19 protein-coding genes and 1 pseudogene are annotated in these 23,435 nt (G+C 70.6%); 16 read left to right on the top strand and 4 right to left on the bottom strand.

Features of this window, described 5'->3' with window-relative positions; translation table 11 throughout:
* Nucleotides 1-87: 87 nt before the first annotated feature.
* The 4 genes from ACFY10_RS37390 (at nucleotide 88) to ACFY10_RS37375 (ending at nucleotide 3,914) form a co-directional block, all read left to right on the top strand.
* Complete coding sequence (locus ACFY10_RS37390; RefSeq protein ID WP_390669730.1) at nucleotides 88-663, top strand: hypothetical protein; 576 nt, start codon at nucleotides 88-90, stop codon at nucleotides 661-663.
* The gene (locus ACFY10_RS37385) at nucleotides 632-1,933 is read left to right on the top strand and encodes an ABC transporter substrate-binding protein (protein WP_390669729.1); all 1,302 of its coding nucleotides are present in this window, start codon (nucleotides 632-634) and stop codon (nucleotides 1,931-1,933) included. The genes ACFY10_RS37390 and ACFY10_RS37385 overlap by 32 nt, the downstream gene beginning before the upstream one ends.
* Before the next feature lie 73 nt (nucleotides 1,934-2,006).
* A complete protein-coding gene (locus ACFY10_RS37380; RefSeq protein WP_390669727.1) occupies nucleotides 2,007-2,822 on the top strand; it encodes a hypothetical protein in 816 nt (271 codons plus the stop codon).
* Between the two features lie 39 nt (nucleotides 2,823-2,861).
* Nucleotides 2,862-3,914, top strand: a complete 1,053-nt coding sequence (locus ACFY10_RS37375) for a helix-turn-helix transcriptional regulator (RefSeq protein ID WP_390669726.1) — start codon at nucleotides 2,862-2,864, stop codon at nucleotides 3,912-3,914.
* Here the strand turns inward: ACFY10_RS37375 and ctaD are convergent.
* Nucleotides 3,805-5,481: pseudogene (ctaD, locus tag ACFY10_RS37370) on the bottom strand (cytochrome c oxidase subunit I); the annotation flags it as partial. The gene ACFY10_RS37375 and the pseudogene ctaD overlap by 110 nt on opposite strands.
* 460 nt (nucleotides 5,482-5,941) lie before the next feature.
* Here ctaD and ACFY10_RS37365 point away from each other — a divergent pair.
* Nucleotides 5,942-6,157: an I78 family peptidase inhibitor gene (locus ACFY10_RS37365; protein WP_390669725.1), complete on the top strand. Its 216-nt coding sequence runs from the start codon at nucleotides 5,942-5,944 to the stop codon at nucleotides 6,155-6,157.
* A gap of 101 nt (nucleotides 6,158-6,258) precedes the next feature.
* Here the strand turns inward: ACFY10_RS37365 and ACFY10_RS37360 are convergent, their stop codons facing one another.
* Both ACFY10_RS37360 and ACFY10_RS37355 read right to left on the bottom strand, forming a co-directional pair.
* Nucleotides 6,259-7,278: a phosphatase PAP2 family protein gene (locus ACFY10_RS37360; protein WP_390669724.1), complete on the bottom strand. Its 1,020-nt coding sequence runs from the start codon at nucleotides 7,276-7,278 to the stop codon at nucleotides 6,259-6,261.
* Between the two features lie 237 nt (nucleotides 7,279-7,515).
* Complete coding sequence (locus ACFY10_RS37355; RefSeq protein WP_390669723.1) at nucleotides 7,516-8,766, bottom strand: hypothetical protein; 1,251 nt, start codon at nucleotides 8,764-8,766, stop codon at nucleotides 7,516-7,518.
* Nucleotides 8,767-9,028: 262 nt separating this feature from the next.
* Between ACFY10_RS37355 and ACFY10_RS37350 the strand changes: the two genes are divergently transcribed.
* Both ACFY10_RS37350 and ACFY10_RS37345 read left to right on the top strand, forming a co-directional pair.
* Entirely contained in the window at nucleotides 9,029-10,630 is a 1,602-nt protein-coding gene (locus tag ACFY10_RS37350) for an MFS transporter (protein ID WP_390669722.1), read from the top strand.
* Nucleotides 10,631-10,787: 157 nt separating this feature from the next.
* A complete protein-coding gene (locus ACFY10_RS37345) occupies nucleotides 10,788-11,978 on the top strand; it encodes an acyl-CoA dehydrogenase family protein (RefSeq protein WP_390669721.1) in 1,191 nt (396 codons plus the stop codon).
* Between the two features lie 37 nt (nucleotides 11,979-12,015).
* Here the strand turns inward: ACFY10_RS37345 and ACFY10_RS37340 are convergent, their stop codons facing one another.
* Nucleotides 12,016-12,456 carry a cell division protein SepF gene (locus ACFY10_RS37340; protein ID WP_390669720.1) on the bottom strand — a complete coding sequence of 147 codons (441 nt, stop codon included), beginning with the start codon at nucleotides 12,454-12,456 and terminating at the stop codon, nucleotides 12,016-12,018.
* Nucleotides 12,457-12,782: 326 nt separating this feature from the next.
* On the opposite strand from ACFY10_RS37340, the gene ACFY10_RS37335 reads away from it, so the two are divergent.
* The 9 genes from ACFY10_RS37335 to ACFY10_RS37295 all read left to right on the top strand — a co-directional run bounded on the left by ACFY10_RS37335 (nucleotide 12,783) and on the right by ACFY10_RS37295 (nucleotide 23,420).
* Nucleotides 12,783-13,985 carry a DUF5685 family protein gene (locus ACFY10_RS37335; RefSeq protein ID WP_390669719.1) on the top strand — a complete coding sequence of 401 codons (1,203 nt, stop codon included), beginning with the start codon at nucleotides 12,783-12,785 and terminating at the stop codon, nucleotides 13,983-13,985.
* Between the two features lie 187 nt (nucleotides 13,986-14,172).
* Entirely contained in the window at nucleotides 14,173-16,506 is a 2,334-nt protein-coding gene (locus tag ACFY10_RS37330) for a nitrate- and nitrite sensing domain-containing protein (RefSeq protein ID WP_390669718.1), read from the top strand.
* Nucleotides 16,503-16,931 carry a roadblock/LC7 domain-containing protein gene (locus ACFY10_RS37325; protein WP_097262076.1) on the top strand — a complete coding sequence of 143 codons (429 nt, stop codon included), beginning with the start codon at nucleotides 16,503-16,505 and terminating at the stop codon, nucleotides 16,929-16,931. Before ACFY10_RS37330 ends, ACFY10_RS37325 begins: the two co-directional genes overlap by 4 nt.
* Nucleotides 16,932-16,945: 14 nt before the next feature.
* Nucleotides 16,946-17,284: a DUF742 domain-containing protein gene (locus tag ACFY10_RS37320; protein ID WP_390669717.1), complete on the top strand. Its 339-nt coding sequence runs from the start codon at nucleotides 16,946-16,948 to the stop codon at nucleotides 17,282-17,284.
* Nucleotides 17,268-17,864, top strand: coding sequence for an ATP/GTP-binding protein (locus tag ACFY10_RS37315; RefSeq protein WP_390669716.1), 597 nt, complete (start codon nucleotides 17,268-17,270; stop codon nucleotides 17,862-17,864). Before ACFY10_RS37320 ends, ACFY10_RS37315 begins: the two co-directional genes overlap by 17 nt.
* Nucleotides 17,865-18,331: 467 nt before the next feature.
* Nucleotides 18,332-20,089, top strand: a complete 1,758-nt coding sequence (locus ACFY10_RS37310; RefSeq protein ID WP_390669715.1) for an FAD/NAD(P)-binding protein — start codon at nucleotides 18,332-18,334, stop codon at nucleotides 20,087-20,089.
* A gap of 127 nt (nucleotides 20,090-20,216) precedes the next feature.
* Nucleotides 20,217-21,296 (top strand): LLM class flavin-dependent oxidoreductase, encoded by a 1,080-nt coding sequence (locus tag ACFY10_RS37305; RefSeq protein WP_390669714.1) that lies wholly within the window; start codon nucleotides 20,217-20,219, stop codon nucleotides 21,294-21,296.
* The gene (locus ACFY10_RS37300; protein ID WP_390669713.1) at nucleotides 21,293-22,597 is read left to right on the top strand and encodes an NtaA/DmoA family FMN-dependent monooxygenase; all 1,305 of its coding nucleotides are present in this window, start codon (nucleotides 21,293-21,295) and stop codon (nucleotides 22,595-22,597) included. Before ACFY10_RS37305 ends, ACFY10_RS37300 begins: the two co-directional genes overlap by 4 nt.
* Before the next feature lie 43 nt (nucleotides 22,598-22,640).
* Nucleotides 22,641-23,420 carry a DUF1684 domain-containing protein gene (locus tag ACFY10_RS37295; RefSeq protein WP_390669712.1) on the top strand — a complete coding sequence of 260 codons (780 nt, stop codon included), beginning with the start codon at nucleotides 22,641-22,643 and terminating at the stop codon, nucleotides 23,418-23,420.
* Nucleotides 23,421-23,435: the final 15 nt, after the last annotated feature.

Below are 23,435 nucleotides of genomic sequence, written 5' to 3'. Positions count from 1 at the left end.
GCCAATGGCTTGCACTATGCCTTCTGGAAGCTGACCCTGAAAGCACCGGGCGCACCTTGCCCGGACCGACACCCGGTGGTGAGCCAGATGGTTCTCGGGAGCGACCTCAGGCGGGGGAACGCACGAAGGGGGCGCGGCCCAAGGGCGGCGGGACGGGGCACGGCGGCACTGGCCGCCCTCGTTCTCATCCTCGCCCCGGTCCTCGCGGCCTGCAGCGACAACAGCGGCGGCGGGAGCGAGAGCACACCCCCCACTCCGTCCGTGGAGAAGACGACGAGCGCGCCGGCCACCGCGCCTGCGGATCCGGCGGCCGCCACGAAGGAGATCAAGCAGAACTGGGCGAAGTTCTTCGACCCGAAGACCTCTGCGAAGGAGAAGCTGGCCGTCCTGGAGAACGGTGACCGGATGGCGCTCGTCCTGCAGGCCTTCGGCGGTGACCAGCGCGGCGGGCAGGTGCAGGCCCAGGTGACGAAGGTCGACTTCACCTCGCCGACCAAGGCGACGGTGACGTACAACCTGACGCTGAAGGGCGCCACCGCCCTGCCGAACGCGTCCGGGACGTCCGTCGAGCAGAACGGCACCTGGAAGGTCTCCGTCAACACGCTCTGCGCACTGGTCGCCATGAGCGGCAATGCCTCGGCGTCGGCGCTCCCGGGCTGCTGAGCACGCAGCTGCCGCTGCGCTGCTGCTCGTGCTGGGCACGGCCTGCGGCAGCCGCCTGCCGGAGAGCGACTTCGAGCACGGCGGCCGGACGAACACGCCCGCGCCGACCAGCGGCACGCCCATCCGCGTCGGCATCATCACCAGCGCCACCAGCCCGGTCGGCGGCAACACCTTCACCGGCCCGCGCAACGGCGCCAAGGCGTACTTCGACCGCCTCGACGCGCGCGGTGGCATCGACGGGCACCCGGTCGAGGTGCGGGAGTGCGACGACGGCGGCAGCGGCGTCGGCAACAACACCTGCGTGCACCAGTTGATCGACGAGGACAAGGTCGTCGCCCTGGTCGCCACCACCGCCCTGGACTACGCGGGCGCCTCCCGCGTCTCCCACGCGCGCGTGCCCGACATCGGCGGCCAGCCCATCGGCGCCGCCTACGACACCTGGCCGCACCTGTACGGCATCTACGGCAGCCTCGCCCCGAGGAACGGCACGCCCGGCTGGGACGGCAAGCTCTACGGCGGCACGGAGGTCTACCGCTACTTCAAGCGCGAGAAGGGCGCCCGCACGGCCGCCGTCGTGTCCTACAACCAGGCCGCGTCCGCCGCCTACGCCAGGCTCGTCGAGCGGGGCCTGGAGGCCGAGGGCTACAAGGTGGTCACCGAGCAGGTCGACTTCGCGCTGCCCAACTTCCGTGCCGCCGCGGCCGACTTGAAGGAGCAGGGCGCCGATCTGGTCTTCGACGCGATCGACACCCACGGCAACGCCCAGCTGTGCAAGGCGATGGACGAGGTCGGTGCCAGGGTCACCGCCAAGGTCACCAACGTACAGAACTGGACGTCCACCGTCCCGGACGACTACAAGGACTCCCCGCGCTGCCGCAACGCCCTCTGGGCGACCGGCTCCAGCCGCAACTACGAGGACACGGGCAACGCGGGCGTACGGGATTTCCGGGACGCCACGAAGGGTCTGAAGACGCACTCCCAGTGGCAGTTGGAGGGCTGGGCGGCCGCCATGTGGTTCACCGACGCGGCGAAGTCCTGTGCACACGCGGGCATCACGCGCGCGTGCGTCGACGCCTTCATGAACCGCAGCGAGAACTACACCGCCGGAGGGCTGCTGGTTCCCGTCGCCTTCGAGCGGCAGGCCGAGCCGCCGAAGGACCGCAGGACCTGTCTGTCGGTGGCCCGCTGGCAGGACGGCAAGGGCTGGGTGTCCCAGGGAGACATGAACAGCAACTGTTTCGACGTGCCGCAGATCCCCTACCAGCCGTAGTCCGGGTAAAGGGCAACCAAAGTGCCTGTTCGCCGGTCTTACCAGGGAACAGGCCAGAAGGGATCCGTAGCGCATGACAACGTTGGCCCCGCAGTCCACACCGCTGCGTGCCGACTGCATCGCCGACTCCGCCGGCGGGCTGACCTTCGACGTCCTCGCGGTCGGGGAATCGGCCACGGCCCTGCTCGTGCTGCGCCGCCGCGAAGGCCATGACGAGGTGTACCTGCCGCTGGCCCCCGCCGCCGACGGCCGGCTGCGCGCCGCGCTGCCCAGCATCGTCGCCCTCCCCGAGGGCCGCTGGGACGCCTACGCGCGCGTGGACGCCGGCGAGCCTCGCCGCCTGGTGCCCGGCGTCACCGACCTGCGCTCGCTCGCCGCCCGGACCCCCAGCGGCTCCCGCGGCCACGTCGCCGTCCGCATCCCGTATGCGACCCGGCAGGGCAACCTCACCGTCCGCAGCTGGCTGCGCGCCCCGCACGCCGAGGCGGGCGAACTGCGCATCAAACAGGGCGTGTTGACGGTGCCGGGGCGGGTGTACGGCGTCGGGCTCGGCCCGGAGGCGTACGCGGAGCTCCGCGGCCGGCACGCGCCCGTCCCGGCTCGCCGGACCGAACTCCTCGCCGACCGGACCGAGTTCCGCTTCAAGGTGGTGTACGGCGCCCTGGAGCCCGGCGTGTGGGACCTGTGGCTGCGGCCCGCGGGGGAGGCGGGACCGGCGGTGCGGGTCGCGCGGCTGCTCGACGACGTGGCGGACAAGAAGCCCGTGTTCACCTATCCACGCGTGCGCGTGGACGCGCCGTACGGTCCGGTGGAGGCCGGGCCGTACTACACGCGGGACAACGACCTGTCCGTGTCCGTCACCGCGGTGCCCCGTACCAGGCACCCTTGAGGACAGTTACTGTCCGCAATTCCTGGCAGACTCGGACCCATGTTGGAGACCTCGGCACGACTCCTGCGCCTGCTCTCGCTCCTCCAGGCCCACCGCGAATGGTCCGGCGCCGACCTCGCCGACCGCCTCGGCGTCACCCCGCGCACCGTGCGCCGCGACGTCGACCGGCTGCGCGAGCTGGGCTACCCGGTCAACGCGAGCCCCGGCACCGGCGGCGGCTACCAGCTGGGCGCGGGCGCCGAGCTGCCGCCGCTGCTCCTGGACGACGACGAGGCGGTCGCGGTGGCCGTCGGGCTGCGCACGGCCGCCGGGCAGGGCATCGAGGGCATCGGCGAGACCTCCGTACGGGCCCTCGCCAAACTGGAGCAGGTGCTGCCGAACCGGCTGCGCCGCCGCGTGGGCGCCCTCAACGCCTTCACCGTGCCGATGCTGCGCGGACCCCAGCCCTCCGCCGTCGACCCGGCCGTCCTGACCGAACTGGCCAATCTCTGCCGGGACTCCGAGCGCCTCCGCTTCGAGTACAGCGACCACGGGGGCACCTCCACCCGCCGCACCGTCGAACCGCACCGCCTGGTGTGCACCGAGCGCCGCTGGTACCTGGTCGCCTGGGACCTGGACCGGGAGGACTGGCGTACGTTCCGCGTCGACCGCATCACGCCGAAGCCGCCGCACGGCCCGCGCTTCGCCCCGCGCACCCCGCCCGCCGAGGACCTCGCCGCGTACGTCTCGAAGGGCGTCTCCACGCGCGCGTACGCCTCACATGCCGTCATCCGGCTACTGGCACCCCTGGAGGAGGCCGCGGAGCGCATCTCGCCCTCGGCGGGGCAGCTGGAGGCGGACGGCCCGGACAGCTGCATCCTGCGCACCGGTGCCGCCGGCCTCGACGTGATGGTGATCCACGTGATGATGATGGGCTTCGAGTTCGAGGTGCTGGAGCCCGCCGAGCTGACCGAGGCGATCAGGACCGCTCGGGACCGCCTGTCTCGCGCTCTGCTGCGACGGACTCCCCAGGTTCCTGAGGCTCTGCCGCGAAGTCCGGATGGTGCAGGTCGAACGCCGGGGACTCGGAGCGGACCCGGGGCAGCGTCGTGAAGTTGTGCCGCGGCGGCGGGCAGGAGGTCGCCCACTCCAGGGAGCGGCCGTAGCCCCAGGGGTCGTCGACCTCGACCTTCTCGCCGTACTTGGCGGTCTTCCAGACGTTGTAGAGGAACGGCAGCGTCGACATGCCGAGCAGGAACGCGCCGATCGTCGAGATGGTGTTGAGGGCCGTGAAGCCGTCCGCCGCGAGATAGTCGGCGTACCGCCGCGGCATGCCTTCGGCGCCCAGCCAGTGCTGCACCAGGAACGTGGTGTGGAAGCCGACGAAGAGCGTCCAGAACTGGATCTTGCCCAGCCGCTCGTCGAGCATCTTGCCGGTGAACTTGGGCCACCAGAAGAAGAAGCCGCCGAAGATCGCGAAGACGACCGTGCCGAACACGACGTAGTGGAAGTGCGCCACGACGAAGTAGCTGTCCGAGACATGGAAGTCCAGCGGCGGCGACGCCAGGATCACCCCGGTCAGACCGCCGAACAGGAACGTCACCAGGAAGCCGCACGCCCACAGCATCGGCGTCTCGAAGGACAGCGAGCCCTTGATCATCGTGCCGATCCAGTTGAAGAACTTCACGCCGGTGGGCACGGCGATGAGGAACGTCATGAAGGAGAAGAACGGCAGCAGCACCGAGCCGGTGACGAACATGTGGTGCGCCCACACCACCACCGACAGGCCGGTGATCGCCATCGTCGCGCCGATCAGCGTCAGATAGCCGAAGAGCGGCTTGCGGCTGAAGACCGGGAGGATCTCCGTGATGATGCCGAAGAACGGCAGCGCGATGATGTACACCTCGGGATGGCCGAAGAACCAGAACAGGTGCTGCCACAGCAGCGCCCCGCCGTTGGCCGAGTCGAAGACCTGCGCGCCGAACCGCCGGTCCGCCTCCAGACACAGCAGCGCGGCGGCGAGCACCGGGAACGCCATCAGGATCAGGATCGACGTGAAGAGCGTGTTCCACACGAAGATCGGCATCCGGAACATCGTCATGCCGGGGCAGCGCATTCCGATGATGGTGGTGATGAAGTTGACCGCGCCGAGGATCGTGCCGAAGCCGGCCAGCGCGAGCCCCATGATCCACAGGTCGGGTCCGACACCGGGCGAGTGCACCGCGCTGTTGAGCGGCGCGTAGGCGAACCAGCCGAAGGCGGCGGGGCCGCCGGGCACGGCCAGCGAACTGAGCACGATCAGGCCGCCGAACAGGAAGAACCAGTACGACAGCATGTTCAGCCGGGGGAAGGCGACATCGGGGGAGCCGATCTGCAGGGGCATCAGCTCGTTGGCGAAGCCCGCGAAGGCCGGGGTCGCGAACAGCAGCAGCATGATCGTGCCGTGCATGGTGAACAGCTGGTTGTACTGGTTGCTGTCCATGATCTGCAGCCCGGGCCGGGCGAGTTCGGCCCGCATCAGCAACGCCATGACCCCGCCGACCAGGAAGAACAGGAACGCCGTGATCAGGTAGAGGTGCCCGATCTTCTTGTGGTCGGTGGTCGTCAGCCAGTCGACGATCACCCGTCCCTGACTGGTCGGCACGGGTCGCGCCGCCGGATGCACGGTCTGGGTCCCCATCGCTCGCTCGCCCCTTCGCTCGTCGCGCCCCGGGTCCGCTGAAGCCCGCGCGCGCATGCCCGCGAGCTCACGTCATGATGCGCGCGCCGCCGCGCGCTCCGACAGGGGGCGTGCGGGGGTTCTGTGCTGGAACCGTGCATTTCCTACGCGGTGTCAGCTCTCACGAACCCGCCCGGAATCGGACCGGAAAGAGGCCCGGGGTCGGTTCTCACGGCACTTTCCGACGGGCTATTCGGAGAACGGTCGCGACACGCGGGAATTACGTTCGATTACCTGCGGAAGGCCTACGGAACAGGTGCGGAACCGCTCGTACGTGTGACGCCCGCTGTGCAGCAGTTGATGTCACGTGAGCCGAAACACGTGTCGTGATCCTGTGACAGAAGTGTGACCGGAGGGGGATACGGGCCGTGTGGGACCGCCCCGCCTTCCCCGGCCGCCGGACAGGGCCTAGCGTGGCGGCATGGCACCGATTCCCACTCCGCAGGCGGAGCCCCAGGACAGTCCGGACGCGTATGTCGGCCTCGATGCGCCCGGCGCCGAGCGGCGCGCGCGGGAGCGCGGATGGTCCACGGTGCGCTCACTGCCGCCGGGGGCGATCATCACGATGGAGTACCGCACGGGCCGGCTGAACTTCGAGGTGAAGGACGGCCGGGTGGTGCGGGCCTGGAAGGGCTGAGAAGGGCTGATACGTGACGAAGGCCCCGGTTCCCGAACGGGAACCGGGGCCTTCGCTGTGCGGGAGTGGTTGTGCGTACCGACCCCGCTGTCCGTGTGGCGTCAGCCGCCCAGGGGGCGGGCCGTGGAGGCCGTCGCGCCGCGCGGGATGCGGTCCGAGTGCGGCGGGCGGCGGCTGCCGACCGGAGTGACCGGCGTGCGCTCCGAGCGTGCCGTGTGCGGGCCCGGGGCCAGGTAGGCGGGCGCCCGGGCCGAGCGGGCCGCGGAGGTGACCGTCTCGCGTGCGGCGGCCTCGTCCTGCGCGGTCGTGCGCGGCTTGAGCAGCACCGGAGCGCCGACGGGAGCGGCAGGTGCCGTGGCCCCCTTGCGGGCGCGCCAGCGGTCGCGCAGGTCGAAGAGCGCCACCTCGGCCTTGGCGATCCCCGGCTCGCACCAGGGGAGGGCCAGCAGGATCAGCAGACCCGCGGCCCAGCCGAGGAGCACGTCGCTCAGCCAGTGCGTACCGAGGTAGACGGTGGCGAGGCCCACGCCCAGCGCGGTCACCGCGGAGAGGGCGGACAGCCAGCGGCGGGCTCTCGGGGTGGAGGCGAGGTAGGCCAGGATTCCCCAGGTCACCACGGCGTTGGCGGTGTGGCCGCTGGGGAATATATCGCCGCCGAGGCCCATCTCGTTCGAGCCGATCGTGGTCGCGTAGTGCGGTCCGAGGCGGCCCATGCCGATCTTGGCGGCGCCCACGGTGATGTTCAGCAGCAGCAGCGAGGCGCCCAGCGTCAGCAGCGGGCGCAGTGTGTGCTGCCGCCAGCAACGCCAGCCGAGCCAGGCCGCGACCATCACCGCGGTCGGGCCGCGCTGGCCGAGCACGACGTAGTAGTCGACGAACCAGTGGATGCCCTGCCACTGCTGGTAGGGCCGGAAGAACATGACCTGCCAGTCGAAGCGGACCAGCCACGACGTGGTCACCACGAGCCACACGATCGCCAGATAGAAGGCCAGGGTCCCGGTCAGCAGCGCGACCCGGTGCCGGCTCATCTTCGGCACATCGATGTGGGCCGGTCGTTCCGGCTCCCGGTCCAGCCTGGCGAACACCCGGTCCAGACGGGTGAGGTTTCGTTCGGTACGCACCCAATCGACGTTACAGCGAGTGAGGTAAGTTCTCCGTCTCTTCAGCTGCTTTGTGATGACGATGTGATGTGGGATTCCTCTCAGGAGCGGGTTTATTTCCAAGGAATCCGCAATGTCCGGCGGTCGGTCCCTTCAATTCCTTTGATCATTCGCGAATCAGTTTTATGGGCCTTATAAATTCGTTCACCGAATGCTGGGGCGGATTTCTCCGGATGCTCACCGGTCCCCGCAAGTCGATCATGGAGGACCGGAGCCGTTCAGCCAGAACGCTCCGTACACGGCCGATGCCACCGCGACACCGCCCACCACCAGGGCCGACCTGGACGTACGCAGCCGGGACAGGGTCAGGGCGAGGGGCAGCAGCAGCGGGAAGGCGGGCAGCAGCAGGCGTGGTTTCGAGCCGAAGTAGCTCGACGCGCACAGGGCGAGCGCGGTGACCACACCCGCGTACACCAGCAGCGGGAGCGGCTGGCGCTGCCGTACGCAGACGACGTACAGCCGGACCACCAGTCCGACCCCGGCGATCAGCCCGACGCCCGCGAGTGCCCCCGGAAGTGACGTGAACTTGTCGGCGACGAAGCGGGCGAAGGCCAGGCCGCCGTCGAAGCCGTTGCGCCAGCCCGCCTGGACGTCCAGGTAGCCCAGCGGGCCCCTGCCAGTGTGGTGGCCGACCCACAGGACGTAGCCGGCGGCGCCCAGCGGGGCCAGGAGCATGGCCAGGGCGCGTCGTACGGCCGCGGGGGCGCGCGGGGTGTCCGGCGCGCCGCCGGATGTCCCGACGCGCTGCGTGGAGCCGTCTCCGGGCGGCGCGGGAGCGCGTTCGCCCGCGCGCGCGTCCGCCGCGCTTCGCTCTCGCACGAACGAGGCGATCCCGGCCGCCCACACGGCCGCGACGACGGCGAGCCCGACCGGCCGGGTCAGCCCCGCCAGCGCGGCCAGTGCGCCCGCCGTCAGCCAGCGGCCGGTCAGGACCGCGTACAGCGACCAGGCGGCGAGCGCGGTGAACAGCGACTCGCTGTACGCCATCGACTGCACGATCCCGACGGGCAGCACGGCCCACAGCAGCACGGCGCACACCCCGACCCTGCGGCCGTACACATGCTCCGCGACCGCGAAGATCCCCCAGGCCGCCGCGAGCGAGGCAAGCAGGCTGACGACGAAGCCCGCGTCGGCGTACGACAGCGGGGTGACCGCCGCGAGGCCCCGCTCCAGCCAGGGCAGCAGCGGGAAGAAGGCCAGATTCGAGTGCACGTCGCCGTTCGGCAGCCGCACCTCGTAGCCGTAACCGAGGTCGGCGACCCTGGCGTACCAGAGCGCGTCCCAGCGGGCCGTCAGCAGCGTGTACGCGCTCTTGCCGCGCGCGGCGCTCCACAGGGCCAGCGCGAGCAGGCCCAGGGCGCGCACGGCCGCGTACCCGAGGAGGGCAGGGGCCGCACGGCGCAGGGCCGTGTCGCGAGGCGGCGCAACGCGTGTCACAAGGTCGGTCACGGGCTCGATTATCGACGGCCCGACGGAACCGGCAGGCCGGGCGGGGCGTACCACAGGAGGAGGGGGAGTGGCGTACGCCACACCGGTCTGTGCGAACTCTGAGAGGTCCGCCACGTGACCTGGGCACGAACTCGCGTACGCTGACGTGTCACTCGCCTTCGTTGCGCGGGCCGGAGACCACCGCTCCTCTCCGGCCGAGATCACGGGGAGTCCCCACCCCGTGTGCCCGCCGACCGCGAGGGAACATCTGGGAGGTACGTACATGTCCGGGACGACCACGGCCGCCGCTGCGCTGCGCCGTCGGGCGGCCGGGGCCGGTGCCAACCGCTGGGTCGTCCTCGTCGTCCTCTGTGTGAGCCTGCTGCTGGTCGCGGTCGACGCGACCGTGCTGCACGTGGCGGTCCCCGCCGTCACCGAGGACCTCAAGCCCGGCGCGATAGAGCTGCTCTGGATCGTCGACGTCTACCCCCTCGTCTGCGCCTCGCTGCTGATCCTCTTCGGCACGCTCGGCGACCGGGTCGGCCGCAGAAGGATCCTGCTGCTCGGCTACGGCCTCTTCGGCATCGCATCCGGCCTCGCGGCCCTCGCCCACGACCCACAGGTGCTGATCCTCGCGCGGGCGCTGCTCGGCGTCGGCGGCGCGATGATCATGCCCGCGACGCTCTCGATCCTCCGCCAGGTCTTCCCCGACCGGCGTGAACGGGCACTCGCGATCGGCGTCTGGAGCGCGGTCGCCGCGGTCGGCGCGGCCGTCGGCCCGCTGCTCGGCGGCTTCCTGCTCGAGCACTTCTGGTGGGGTTCGGTCTTCCTGGTCAACATCCCGCTGATGCTGGTCAGCCTGCCGGTCGGCCGACTGCTGCTGCCCGAGTCGCGGGGCACCGGTGACGGCCCCTGGGACGTGGTCGGCGCGCTGATGGCCGCGGCCGGCCTGTTCGGCGTGGTGCTCGGCGTGAAGCGGCTGGGCGGAGGCGAACTGGGCGTCCTCGCCGTGGCGCCGCTCGTCGTGGGCGCCCTGCTGCTGGTCCTCTTCGTACGACGACAGCGGCGCCGTACGCATCCGCTGGTGGACCTCGGCATGTTCGCGCGGCCCGCCTTCAGCACCGCCGTGGGCTGCATCGTGCTGGCGATGCTCGCGCTGGTGGGGCTGGAGCTGATCGCGGCGCAGTATCTGCAGCTGGTGCTGGGACTGTCGCCGCTGGAGACGGGGCTGCGACTGCTGCCGCTGACGTTCGCGGCGATGGCGGCGGGGCTGGCGGGGGCGCGGCTGCTGCGCCGCTTCGGCCCGCGCCGGATGGTGTGCTTCGGGTTCTGCCTCACCGCCGGGGCCGTGGTGCTGCTGACCGTGATGGGCGGGTCGGACAACGCCGGGCTGATGGTGTCCGCGTTCCTGCTGCTGGGCTTCGGTCTGGAGACCACGCTCTTCGGGGCGTACGAGTCGATGCTGAGCGAGGCTCCGCCGGCGCAGGCGGGCGGAGCGGCCGCGATCGGGGAGACGTCGTACCAGCTGGGGGCAGGGATCGGTATCGCCCTGCTGGGCAGCGTGATGAACGCGGCGTACGCGCCCGGGCTGTCGTCCGTGCCGGGGGTGCCGTCTTCGGCCTCGGCCGCGGCGGGGCATTCGCTGGGCGAGGCCTACCAGGTTGCCGCGCACCTGGGCGGGCCCGTCGGGGTTGCCCTGCGGCGGGCCGCGCGGGACTCCTTCGTGCACGGGCTGCATGTGACCTTGCTGGTCAGCGCGGCCTTGCTGCTGCTGGGTGCGGTGATGGCGCTGCGGTTGCCGCGGATCATGCACTGCGGGGAGCCTGCGGCACCGGTGGAGCTGCCCGCGCCTCGGGAAGTTGCCGACTCTCGCGTCTCGGCCTGACCGTTGTCGGTTGTCTGCGGCGCCATTGTGGCTGGTCGCGCAGTTCCCCGCGCCCCTTTAGGGCGTGACACTGGACGTGCGGGAGACTGCACCGTAGCGTCGGCCTGGAAATCGTAACTAGCGCTGCTAGTTTTCATCGTGTGCCGGAGGGTGTCCCATGTCCGCGTCCTCGAAACTGCCCCCCTTCGACCCCGCCGACCCGCTCGGCATCGATGACCTGCTGGAGCCGGAGGACCTGGCCATCCGGGACACGGTGCGCGGCTGGGCGGCCGACCGGGTGCTGCCGTACGTCGCCGACTGGTACGAGAAGGGTGAGCTGCCCGAGATCCGGGAGCTCGCCCGCGAGCTCGGCGGTATCGGTGCCCTCGGCATGTCGCTCAGCGGGTACGGGTGTGCGGGGGCCAGTGCCGTGCAGTACGGGCTCGCCTGTCTGGAGCTGGAGGCCGCCGACTCCGGGATCCGGTCCCTGGTCTCCGTGCAGGGGTCCCTTGCGATGTACGCCATCCACCGGTTCGGGAGCGAGGAGCAGAAGCAGCACTGGCTGCCGCGCATGGCCGCCGGCGAGGCCATCGGGTGCTTCGGGCTGACCGAGCCCGACCACGGGTCCGACCCCGCCTCGATGCGGACGCACGCCAAGCGGGACGGCGGCGACTGGGTCCTCAACGGGCGGAAGATGTGGATCACCAACGGGTCCGTGGCGGCCGTCGCCGTGGTGTGGGCCCAGACGGAGGACGGGATCCGTGGGTTCGTCGTGCCCACCGACACCGCCGGGTTCTCCGCGCCGGAGATCAAGCACAAGTGGTCCCTGCGGGCCAGCGTCACCAGCGAACTCGTCCTCGACGACGTACGGCTGCCCGCCGACGCCGTACTGCCGGAGGTCGTCGGGCTCAAAGGCCCCCTCAGCTGTCTCTCGCACGCCCGCTACGGCATCGTGTGGGGAGCCATGGGCGCGGCCCGCAGCTGTTTCGAGACCGCCGTCGACTATGCGAAGTCACGGGAGCAGTTCGGGCGGCCGATCGGGGGATTCCAGCTCACCCAGGCCAAGCTCGCCGACATGGCGGTCGAACTGCACAAGGGGATTCTGCTCGCCCACCATCTGGGGCGGCGCATGGATGCCGGCCGCCTGCGTCCCGAGCAGGTCAGCTTCGGCAAGCTCAACAACGTACGAGAGGCCATCGAGATCTGTCGTACGGCACGGACCATCCTCGGCGCCAACGGGATCTCGCTCGAATACCCCGTCATGCGGCACGCCACCAACCTCGAGTCGGTGCTGACCTACGAAGGCACCGTCGAGATGCACCAGCTCGTACTGGGCAAGGCGCTCACCGGACTCGACGCCTTCCGGTAAACCCTGCGCGGGGGCAGGGCCGGTGAGCGGCCCTGCCTCAGCTCTGGTTGAAGAAACCGTCCGAACGGTGCTGCGCCGGCTCCCCGCTGACGATTTCCGTGTCGGCGGGCGTGAGTAGGAACACGCGGTTGGAGACGCGGTCGATCGAACCGCGCAGACCGAAGATGAGCCCCGCCGCGAAGTCGACGACGCGCTTGGCGTCGGACGCCTCCATGGCGGTGAGGTTCACGATGACCGGAACACCCTCGCGGAACAGCTCGCCGATGGCGCGGGCGTCCCGGAAGCTGTCCGGGGTCACCGTGCCGATGCGACGGTCCTTCTCCTCGGCGGCCTCCGAGGCCACCTTGACCCGCGGGTCGGTGACCCAGGCATCCCCGGGCTGCTCGGTCCCTTCGGAGTAGTCGTCGTCGTAGTAACGCTCGTCATCGTTGTCGTCAACGAGGCCAAGCCAGGCACTCGCCTTGCGTACCGATCCCATGGACGCCTCCTCTCACAGCGGTCCTTCTGCTTTCCGCATCCCTATGGTCATCCATGATGCGGTTGGCGCGCCAAGTGGATAGACGCCGCGCGGGGGGTTTGTGACGGTACTGGTGCAGAGCGAATCCGTCGAGAGCCCGCGTTTCCCAAGGGTCTTGCTGTACACAGATGCTGACTGTGAGTGAAATATGATTCTTCACGGCGTACGGGTGACGGGCAGTGCGTACGGGTGAACGGGGTGGTCGATACGATGCGGCAGCTCAACGCCGTATCAGCTCAACGTCGTATCAGCAGCATCGGAAGTCACACGCGTCACGGGGGATCGTCGTGTTCGGAATCGTCAGGCCCTGTCGGCATCGGCTCGGTGAGAGCCTCAAGTCCCAATGGGTTGCGCATTTGTGCGGCCTGTGTCTCGCGCTGCGCAAGGACCACGGGCAGTTCGCGCGGGTCGTGACCAACTACGACGGGCTGCTCATATCGGTTCTGACGGAGGCTCAGGCCGAGAAGGCGGCCGGGTGGCGGCGTACGGCGGGGCCCTGTCCGTTGCGCGGGATGCGTACCGCGTCCGTCGCGCAGGGAGAAGGGGCGCGGCTCGCGGCCGCCGTTTCGCTGGTGCTCGCCGCGGCCAAGGTGCGGGACCACGTCGCCGACGGGGACGGGCTGCTGGCGCGGAAACCGGTGGCGCTCGCCGCGCGCCGGGTGGCCTCGAGCTGGGGCGCGGCAGGGGCCCGTACCGGATCCGACGTCGGGTTCGACACCGCGGTGCTCGTGGACGCCGTGGACCGGCAGATCGGCATCGAGGCCCTTGCGGGGCCCGGGACGCCGGTTCTGACGGTCACCGAACCGACCGAGACGGCCACCGCCGCGGCCTTCGCGCACACCGCGGTCCTGGCCGGACGGCCGGGCAACGCCGAACCGCTCGCCGAGGCCGGGCGGCTGTTCGGGCGGCTCGCGCATCTCCTGGATGCCGTGGAGGACCAGGAAACTGACGCCGCGTCGGGTGCCTGGAACCCGCTCACCGTGACCGGGACCCCGCTCGCCGAGGCCCGGCGGCTCGCCGACGACGCCCTGCACGGGATCCGGCTCGCGCTGCGTGAGGTGGCCTGGGGGTCCGGGGTCTCCCCGGAAAAGCACAGCGGCGACAGCAGGCTTGCCCACCGGCTGCTCGTGCACGAACTGCGCACCTCGGTCGACCGCGCCTTCGGTACGGCCTCCTGCGCGCACGGATCGCTGCCGTCGCTGTCGGGGCCGTATGCACCGCCCGGCGGTCCCGGTGGGCCGTTCCTGCCGCCGGAGCCGCCCCGGCGTGAACGGCGTGGACTGCTGGCGGGCTGCGCGGTGTGGGCCGGGCTGGCCTGCACGTGCCAGATGTGCTGCGGCGAGTACGAGGACCCGTGGAGCCGTGAGCGCAAGGACGGCCTCTGCAAGGACACCGACTGCGGCGACTGTTGCGATTGCTGTGACTGCAGCTGCAATTGCTGCGAGTGCTGTGATGGATGCGACTGCTGCGACTGCGGCTGCGACTGCTGATCCGGTTACCGCAGGTGTCGTATACGGAATGCGCCGGGCGGAGAGTCACCTGGTGTTTCCCGAAGATCCTGTGTCCGCGGCGTAAAAGAAGAAGATGATCTGGTGACCGGTGCCGGGTGAGGTCGTTGGGCGGAAGCAGAACCATTTCTGTCCCTGTCCCAACTCGCCACCCACATAAGGCACTTCAGTGGACGTCACAGCAAAAGCGACCACCACCATTCGCACCAGGCTGCTGCGGATCCTGACCCTCGCCCTCGCGGTCCTGCTGGCGCTGCTCGGCATCGCGGCCGCCGAGCAGATCTCCGCCTACCGCAATGCATCCGCCACCGACCGGAACGCACGGCTGGAGATCACCCTCCAGGGCCTGGTCCACGAGCTGCAGAAGGAGCGCGGACTCACCACCGGATACGTGGGCGGAGTCTCGCAGTTCAAGACCAAGCTGCCTGCCCAGCGCAAGGCCACCGACACCGCCCGCGCCGAGCTCGACAAGGCGCTGAAGGGGCGCGACGGCGCGGCCGCCGACTCCGTGCGCGAGTCCCTCGGACGACTCGACGGCCTCGCCGGCATCCGCAGGCACGCCGACGACAGGACCGGCGTCGTGAAGGACACCTTCGACTACTTCACCACCACGATCACCGTCCTCGACCGGCTCGACCTCGGTCTCGACGCGGTGCGCGACGGCACCCTGCGCGACGCGTACCAGGCCCTTCAGGTCCTCGGCAACGCCAAGGAGTTCACCGGAGAGGAACGCGCCATCGTGCTCGGCTCGGTGCGCGCGTCCGGCGGCCGGTTCCGCGGCGACGACTACAGCCGCTTCATGCAGATCCGGGCCGGCCGCCAGGCCGCCCTCGCCGCCTTCCCCCGCTCGGCGACCGCCGCCCAGCAACGGCGCCTGAACGAGGCCCTGACCACTCCGGACGCGGAGCGCATGCTGGCGTACGAGAGCGTCGCCGTGCACGGCGGCGGAAAGCTGGACTCGTCCGACATCCCGCCCATGGCCTGGTGGGACACCACGACCTCGACCATCAACGGGCTGCGGGCCGTGCAGATCGCGCTCGGCGCCGACGTCGAGAACCGCGCCGCCGCACTGGAGAGCACCGCCCAGCGCGACCTGCTGCTGTTCGTGCTGCTCGCCCTCGGCACCGTCGCCGCACTCGGCGCACTCGCCCTCGACTGCGTACGGTCCGTCTCCGCGCCGCTCGCCGAACTCGTCCAGCAGGCACGGGAGGTGGCCGACGAGCGACTGCCGCGCGCCGTCGCCGCCGTGCAGGACGCGGACTCCGGAGAGAGCCCCGAGCCTCCCTCCGCACTCGAGGTGACCGGCAGGGCGGGAGCCGAAGTCCGGGACGTCGCCGAGGCGTTCGACCGCGTCCAGCGCGCCGCCTTCGACCTCGCCACCGAACAGGCCGTGCTGCGTCGCAACGCCACCGACTCGCTGGTCAGCCTGGGCCGCCGCAACCAGAACCTGGTACGCCGCCAGATCAGCTTCATCAACAAGCTGGAGCACGAGGACGCCGACCCGGCCACGCTCGCCAACCTCTTCGAACTGGACCATCTCGCCACCCGTATGCGCCGCAACGCAGAGAGCCTCCTCGTGCTCGCCGGGGAGTCCAGCCCCCGTCCCTGGGCCACCCCGCTGGCCGTCACCGACGTCCTGCGCGCCTCGCTCGCCGAGGTCGAGGAGTACCGCCGGGTCACCCTGCGCCGTGTCGAAGGCGCACACATCAGCGGCTCCGTGGTCAGCGAAGTCGCCCATCTGCTCGCCGAGTTGATCGAGAACGCGCTGAGCTACTCGCCGCCGGACTCCGATGTGGAGATCGAGGGGCGGCGCACCAGCGCCGGCTATCTCGTCGCGATCGTCGACAACGGGCTCGGCATGGACACCCAGGCGCTCGCCGAGGCGAACGTACGGCTGTCCGGCACGGCCAGCTTCATGGCCGAACCGACCCGGTTCCTGGGCCACTTCGTGGTCGGCGCCCTCGCCCGCAAGTGCGGGATCGAGGTACGGCTCGGCGAGGCACCGGCGGCCGGAGTGGTCGCCCGGGTGCTGATTCCGGTGTCGCTGCTGACCGAGGCTCCGCAGGACAAGGCGGTCGGGGCGGCGCAGGCCAACGACGAGGACAAGCCCGTGGTGCCGGCACCGCGGAAGGGACAGGAAGCGGAAGCCTCGGCCGGTGAGCTCGTGGGTGTTCCGGCAGCGGCGAAATCCGCCGAGAACGCCGGCAACACGGCCGCGGGCGGCAAGGGCACCTCCGCCGCCCGGACCCGCAACGGGCTCGTCAAACGCCCGCAGCGCAGTGCCATTTCGGACGCCGTCAGCGAGACCGACCGCCCGGAGCGGCCGGTCCCCGCCGAGGCCACCCCCGACCGCAGCCCCGAGGAGATCTCCGGGATGCTCTCCACCCTGCGCAGCGCCCATATGCGGGGCGGGATCAGCGCGGAGAAGGAGAAGCGGAAGGACGCCGAGCCGAAGGACACCGAACCGAAGGTCGCCGAGCAGAAAGAGGGTGACGCCAAGTGACCGCAGTCGACGCCCACAACGACTCGCAGACCTTCAACTGGCTGCTCGCCAACTTCGTCAAGAGCACCGACGGGGTACGGGACGCGGTCGCCGTCTCCTCCGACGGGCTGCTGATCGCCGTGTCCGACGGGCTCGGGCGGACCGAGGCCGACCATCTCTCCGCGATCGTCTCGGGGCTCAGCAGCCTGGCGCGCAGTGCGTCCAAGCGGTACGGCTTCGACGGGGTCAAGCTCATCATGATCGAGATGGGGCGGGGTTTCCTGCTCGTCTCCGCGATCCGCGACGGCAGTTGTCTCGGGGTGCTTGCCGACAGCAGCGGTGAACTGGGGCTCGTCGGCTACGAGATGGCGGTCCTCGCGGAACGGGCCGGTGATCTGCTCACGCCGACGCTCATCGCGGATCTGCGACAGGCGTTGCCGCGGTGAACGGCGAAGAGCCCATGGACGTAGAGCCTGTTGAGGACGCGACGTTCGTCCGGCCGTTCATCATCACCGGCGGCCGGGCCGAGCCGCTCCAGGCCGACCTGCGGCTGGAGACGCTGGTCGTCGCCGTCGGCGTACCCGACGAGTCGCTGACGTTCGAGCGGCGGCACATCGTCGCGGTGTGCGAGCAGCCGACGACGGTTGCGGAGGTGGCGTCGCGGGTCGGTGTCCCGCTGGGCGTCGCCAAGGTGCTCGTGTCCGACCTCGTCGTCGCCGGCCGGCTCGACTGCCGGGAACCCGAGGAGCTGCCGCTCCAGATGCTCGAAAGGATCAGGGACCATGTCCGGGCGCTCTGACAGGATCGTGCCGCTCGCCGTGAAGATCGTGGTGAGCGGTGGACTCGGCGTTGGCAAGACCACGTTCATCGGGGCGATTTCGGAGATCGAACCGCTGGACACGGAGGCTGCGATGACGCAGGTTTCCGTGGGGGTCGATTCGCTCGAGGGGGTCGAGTCGAAGACGACCACGACCGTTGCGCTGGATTTCGGGCGGATCACTCTCGACCCGACGATCGCGCTCTATCTGTTCGGGACGCCCGGGCAGGACCGGTTCTCGTTCCTGTGGGACGACCTGGTGGAGGGGGCGCTCGGGACGGTTGTCCTCGCGGACACTCGACGGATCGAGGAGTGTTTTCCGGCCGTTGACTACTTTGAATCGCAGGGGGCGCCGTTCGTGCTGGCGGTGAATCGGTTCGAGGGCGCGGAGCGGTTCGATCTGGACGAGGTGAGGGAGGCACTCGGCCTCGGGGCCGATGTGCCGGTGCTGGAGTGTGATGCTCGGGAGCGTTCGTCGGTGCGGGATGTTCTGGGGGCGTTGATGGACCGGGTGATCGGGGTTCGGGCTGCGCCCAGGAGGCGGGCGGCTCTGGTGCGTTAGCGAGTGCGGGTTCGTCCTTTGGAGGTGGATCAAGGAGCGAAAAGAGCGCGAGGGGAGGGGTGCGCGTGTGAAGGCGAAGAGGGAGAACGCTGAGAGCGCCCCGTCAGGGCGCGCAGTGAGGTCGGCTCAACAGGAACAGGACCACACTCGACCGAAGTCGATGTGGGAGCGCGTGACCAGGCACTGCTGTGGATGCATGGGCCAAGTGGAACAGGCATCCGGTTCTGCGTCAACTGACCTGAGACGTGCGGCTCACATGCCGGACAGCCTTGACAGTGAGGGGAAACGGCCCCGTACAGTCGACGGACGGCCCTGCTGAGGGGCTCGGCCGTATCGCGTCGTGCGCTGCGCGACACGCCCGTGTGAAGGCACCCACCGTGTTCGACCTACGTGTCACGGAGCCTTCGCATGTCTTCCGACACCCACGCCGATATCCCCGCCGCGCCGGACATACCGGAGCGCGTGCGATGAGGCCCTCCCTGGTGATCGTCGGAGCCGGTCCGCGGGGGACCGGCCTCATCGAGCGGATCGCCGCCAACGCGCCCGAGCTGTACGCCGGTTCGGGCCTCGACATCCATCTCGTCGACCCCCATCCGCCGGGCGCCGGACGCATCTGGCGCGCCGCGCAGTCGCCGCTGCTGTGGATGAACTCCCACGCCGAGGACGTCACCATGTTCACCGACGAGACGGTGGCCATGGAGGGCCCGGTGCGGGAGGGGCCCACGCTGCACGAGTGGGCCGGCATCGACGGTCGTACCTTTGCGGATCGGCAACTCCAGGGGGCCTATCTGCGCTGGGTGCATGAACAGGCCGTTGCCGCCCTGCCCCCGGGCGTCACCGTCCACCACCATGCGCGGCGGGCCCTGCGGATCGGCGGCCCGCGCGATGGCCGTCAGCAGGTGTGGCTGGAGGGCCGCCCGCGCCCGCTCCTGGCCGATCTCGTCGTGCTCGCGCTCGGCCATCTCGACGCCGAACTCGACGACCAGCAACGCGAGTTGTCCGAATACGCGCGTGCTCATGGGCTGGTCCACCTGCCGCCCGACTTCACCGCCGACAGTGATCTCTCCGCGCTGAAGGCCGGCGAGCCCGTTCTCGTGCGCGGGTTCGGACTCGCCTTCGTCGATCTCATGGTGCTGCTGACCGAGGGGCGGGGCGGGCGGTACGAGGGCGACACCTATGTGCCGTCGGGGCAGGAGCCGGTGCTGTACGTCGGTTCGCGGCGCGGAGTGCCGTACCACTCGAAGATCGGCTACGACTGGAGTGGTGAACGGCCGCCGCTGCCGAGGTTCTTCGGGCCGCCCGAGGTGGACGCGCTGCTCGCGCGGCCCGAGGGGTTCGACTTCGGGCGGGATGTGTGGCCGCTGGTGGAGAAGGAGCTGGGGTTCGCCCACTACCACCGGCTGTTCACCGTGCATCCGGAGCGGACGGGCGTCGACTGGAGTGCCTTCGAGGAGAAGTACGCGGCCGCTTCCGACGCGGCAGAGCGGGAGGCGCTCGTGGCGTCCGCCGTGCCCGACCCCGCCGACCGGCTCGACCTGGACGCACTCGACCACCCGCTGGACGGGGTGCGGTACGGCTCCTTCGAGGAGTTCCAGGAGGGGCTGCGCGGCTATGTGGAGCGGGACCTGAGCAGGAGTCACGATCCGTACCACAGCCCGGACCTGGCGGTGTTCCTCGGGCTGCTCTCCGTCTACGGCCAACTGGTCCGGCTCGGTGGTATCGGCCCCCGGTGGCACGGCTTCTTCAGCTATCTGGCCTCCGGGCCGCCCGGGCCGCGGCTGCGGCAGATGCTGGCGCTCTCCCGTGCCGGAGTCCTGAAGTTCCTCGGTTCCGACATGACCGTCAGCGCCGAGGGCGGGGTGTTCCGGGCGTCGAGCGCCACCGTGCCCGGCTCCTTCGTCGAGGCGTGGGCGCTGGTCGAGGCGCGGCTGCCCGAGCCCACCGTCGGGCGGGCCCGCGACACCCTGCTGCGCGAACTGCACGCCGACGGCGCCGCCGAGACCCCCGACGGGCTGCTCCGGGTGGACCCCGCCGACGGGCGGCTCCTCGACGCGGCCGGCCTGCCGCATCCCCGGCGGTTCGCGCTCGGGCCCTACACCGACGGACGCACGCCCGGCGCCTTCACCCGCCCGCGCACCGGCGGCCCCGCCTTCCGGCAGAACGACGCGACGGCACGGGCCGCCCTGGTCTTCCTGCGCGCCCTGGTCTCCGACGTGGCCGCATGACCTCCTTCGACGAAACACCTTCGGTGAATGCCCTTCACCCTGGTCGGCCACCGGCGCTCCGGCGACAAGCTGCACGAACTGCGCACACGGGCGCTTCTCTCCAAGGTTCTCCGAAAGGTTCCCCCACATGACCTCATCGAACGGCCGGGGGCTGTTGCACCTGGCCGCGGCCCTGGACCAGCCGGCGGTGTTCGACGCCGGCTCCCACATCGAACTGGCGCGGCTCGCCGAGCGCGGCGGCCTGGACTTCGTCACCCTGGACGACACCTTCGCCCGGCCCAGCCCCGACGCCCTCGCCGTCCTGTCCCGCGTCGCCCCAGCGACCGACCGCATCGGCCTGGTCCCCACCGTCACCACCACGCACACCGAGCCCTTCCACGTCCAGGCCGCCGTCGCCACCCTCGACTGGGTCAGCCGCGGCCGGGCCGGCTGGCGCATCGACGTGTCGACCACCGAGGGCGAGGCCCGCCTCTTCGGCCGCCGGCATGCCGTACCCGCCGACGAGCTGTGGCGCGAGGCGGGAGAAGTCGCCGACGTGGCCGCCAGGTTGTGGGACAGCTGGGAGGACGACGCCGAGATACGGGACCTGGCGACCGGCCGCTTCATCGACCGGGACAAGCTGCACTACGTCGACTTCGCCGGCGCCGGCTTCTCGGTGAAGGGGCCCTCGATCGTGCCGCGGCCCCCGCAGGGCCACCCCGTGCGCGTGGTCGACGCCACCGAGGGGCCCACCCGGCGCACCGCCGCCCGGTACGCCGACGTGGCCCTCGTGCGGGCTGCGAGCCCCGCGCAGGCCGCCGCCGTACGGGATCAACTCCGCCAGACCGCCTCGGAGTTCGGGCGCAACCCCGACAGCCTGCGCGTCCTCGCGAGTCTCCTCGTCGACCTCGGCGACGGCGAGCACGCGGCCGAGCGGGGCCACGGCGGAGGCGGCCCCCGGCAGACCGTGCAGGGCCCGCTGTACCGGGGCGGCCCCGTGGACCTCGCCGAACTGATCGCCACCTGGCACGCGGACGGCATCGTCGACGGCTTCCACCTCACGCCCACCGAGCCACGCCGTGACCTGGAGCGGCTCGTCAACGGCACGGTGGCGCTGCTCCAGCACCGCGGCCTGTTCCGCACCTTCTACCCGGGCAGCACCCTCAGGGAGCATTTGGGGCTCGCCAGGCCCGCCAACCAGTACGCCGTGACAGGGGGAGCGTCATGACCGTACGACGTCGTAAGCACATCCACCTGGCGGCGCATTTCCCCGGCGTCAACAACACCACTGTATGGGCCGATCCGCGGTCCAGGTCGCAGATCGACTTCTCGTCCTTCGAGCACCTGGCCCGCACCGCCGAACGCGGTCTGTTCGACTTCTTCTTCCTCGCCGAGGGGCTGCGGCTGCGCGAGCACAAGGGCCGTATCCACGACCTGGACGTGGTGGGACGGCCCGAGTCGCTCACCGTGCTGAACGCGCTCGCCGCCGTCACGCAACACCTCGGGCTCGCGGCCACCGTCAACGCGACCTTCAACGAGCCGTACGAACTCGCCCGCAGGCTGGCCACGTTGGACCACCTCAGTGGCGGCCGCGCGGCCTGGAACGTGGTGACCTCCTCGGACGCCTTCACCGGCGAGAACTTCCGGCGCGGCGGCTTCCTCGACCGGGCGGACCGGTACACGCGGGCCGCCGAATTCGTCGCCACGGCAAGGCAGTTGTGGGACTCGTGGACCCCAGACGGCATCCCCCGGCCCTTCGCGCATCGCGGGCAGCACTTCGACATCGCGGGCGAGTTCACCGTGCCGCGCTCACCGCAGGGCCACCCGGTCGTCATCCAGGCCGGGGACTCGGACGAGGGACGGGAGTTCGCCGCCTCCACCGCCGACGTCATCTTCACGCGGCACGGCTCGCTGGCGGCGGGGCGCTCCTTCTACGCCGACGTGAAGCGGCGGCTGACCAAGTACGGCCGTGAACCCGGGGACTTGAAGATCATGCCCGGCGTCACCGTCGTCCTCGGCGACACCGCCGCCGAGGCACAGGAGAGGGCCACCGAGATCCGGCGGCAGCAGGTCTCCCCGCAGAACGCGATCCTCGCGCTGGAGCAGATCTGGGGCGTCGACCTGTCGGCGTACGACCCCGACGGGCCGCTGCCCGAGACCGACCCGGTGGCGGACTCGGGGATCACCCAGGGGCGCACCCGGCGCGGCGACACCGTCGCGATCGCCGAGAAGTGGCGTGCCCTGTCCAAGGAGAAGGGGCTGTCCATCCGCCAGACCGTGATCGAGGCGGGCACCCGGCAGTCCTTCATCGGCACTCCCGAGGCCGTCGCCGCCGAGCTCGACGAGTTCGTGCAGAAGGACGCCGCAGACGGCTTCATCATCCAACCGGTGATCACCCCGAAAGGGCTCGACGAGTTCGTGGACCGGGTGGTGCCGCTGCTCCAGGAGCGCGGCGCGTTCCGCACGGAATACCAGGGCGCCACTCTGCGCTCACATCTCGGGTTGCCCGACCCGGTATGGAGGGGTTGACCAGATGACGACCGGATTGATCAATGACGACGGGGCTGATCGCATGACTTCGGACGCGTCCGACGAGTGGAAGCAGTGGCAGGAGGGCCGCGTCGAGACGGTGTCGGCGCCCTACGGGCCGCTCGCGCTGACCGGTACGCACTGGTTCGAGGACCATCCGGAAGGGCGACTTCCGGACATTCCCGGGATCTGGACGGCCGACGGCGAGGGTGTGGTGCTGACCGCCGTGGCTGCCGATGGTCTGACCGTGGACGGGCAGCCCCTCGACGGTGCGGTCCGGCTCACGGCCGACTCCGGAGCGGTGGACGCGGCCCGGGTCGCCCACGGCGAGCGGCGGCTGGTCGTGCTCGTCCGCGAAGGGGTCTGGGGTGTGCGGGACTTCGATCCGGCGTCGCAGGCGCGCCGCGCGTTCCGCGGGATCGAGGCCACGCCCTACGATCCGCGCTGGTCGGTGCCGGGGCGCTTCACGCCGTACGGCGAGGACCGCACCGTACGCGTGAAGAACGCGGACGGACGCGAACGCGGGCTGGGGCTCGCCGGTGAGCTGGCCTTCACTCTCGACGGGCAGGACCTCACCCTCCAGGTCGCGATCCAAGGCGACGTGCTGTGGGCCGTCTTCGCCGACACGACCAGCGGGGACGGAAGTTTCCGCTTCCGGTTTCTCTACCCGCAGGCCCCCGACGCCGAGGGCCGTACGACGGTCGACCTCAACCGCGCCGTGCTGCCGCCGTGCGCCTTTGCGGACCACTTCATCTGCCCCTTTCCGCCGCCCGGGAACACGCTGGACGTCGCTGTGGAGGCGGGTGAGCGCAACCTGGTCTGAACCAGGGCACGGGTG

It is taken from the genome of Streptomyces sp. NPDC001401, from assembly GCF_042895385.1.
Taxonomy (GTDB): Bacteria; Actinomycetota; Actinomycetes; order Streptomycetales; family Streptomycetaceae; genus Streptomyces.
This window is presented reverse-complemented; position numbering and strand designations above follow the sequence as displayed.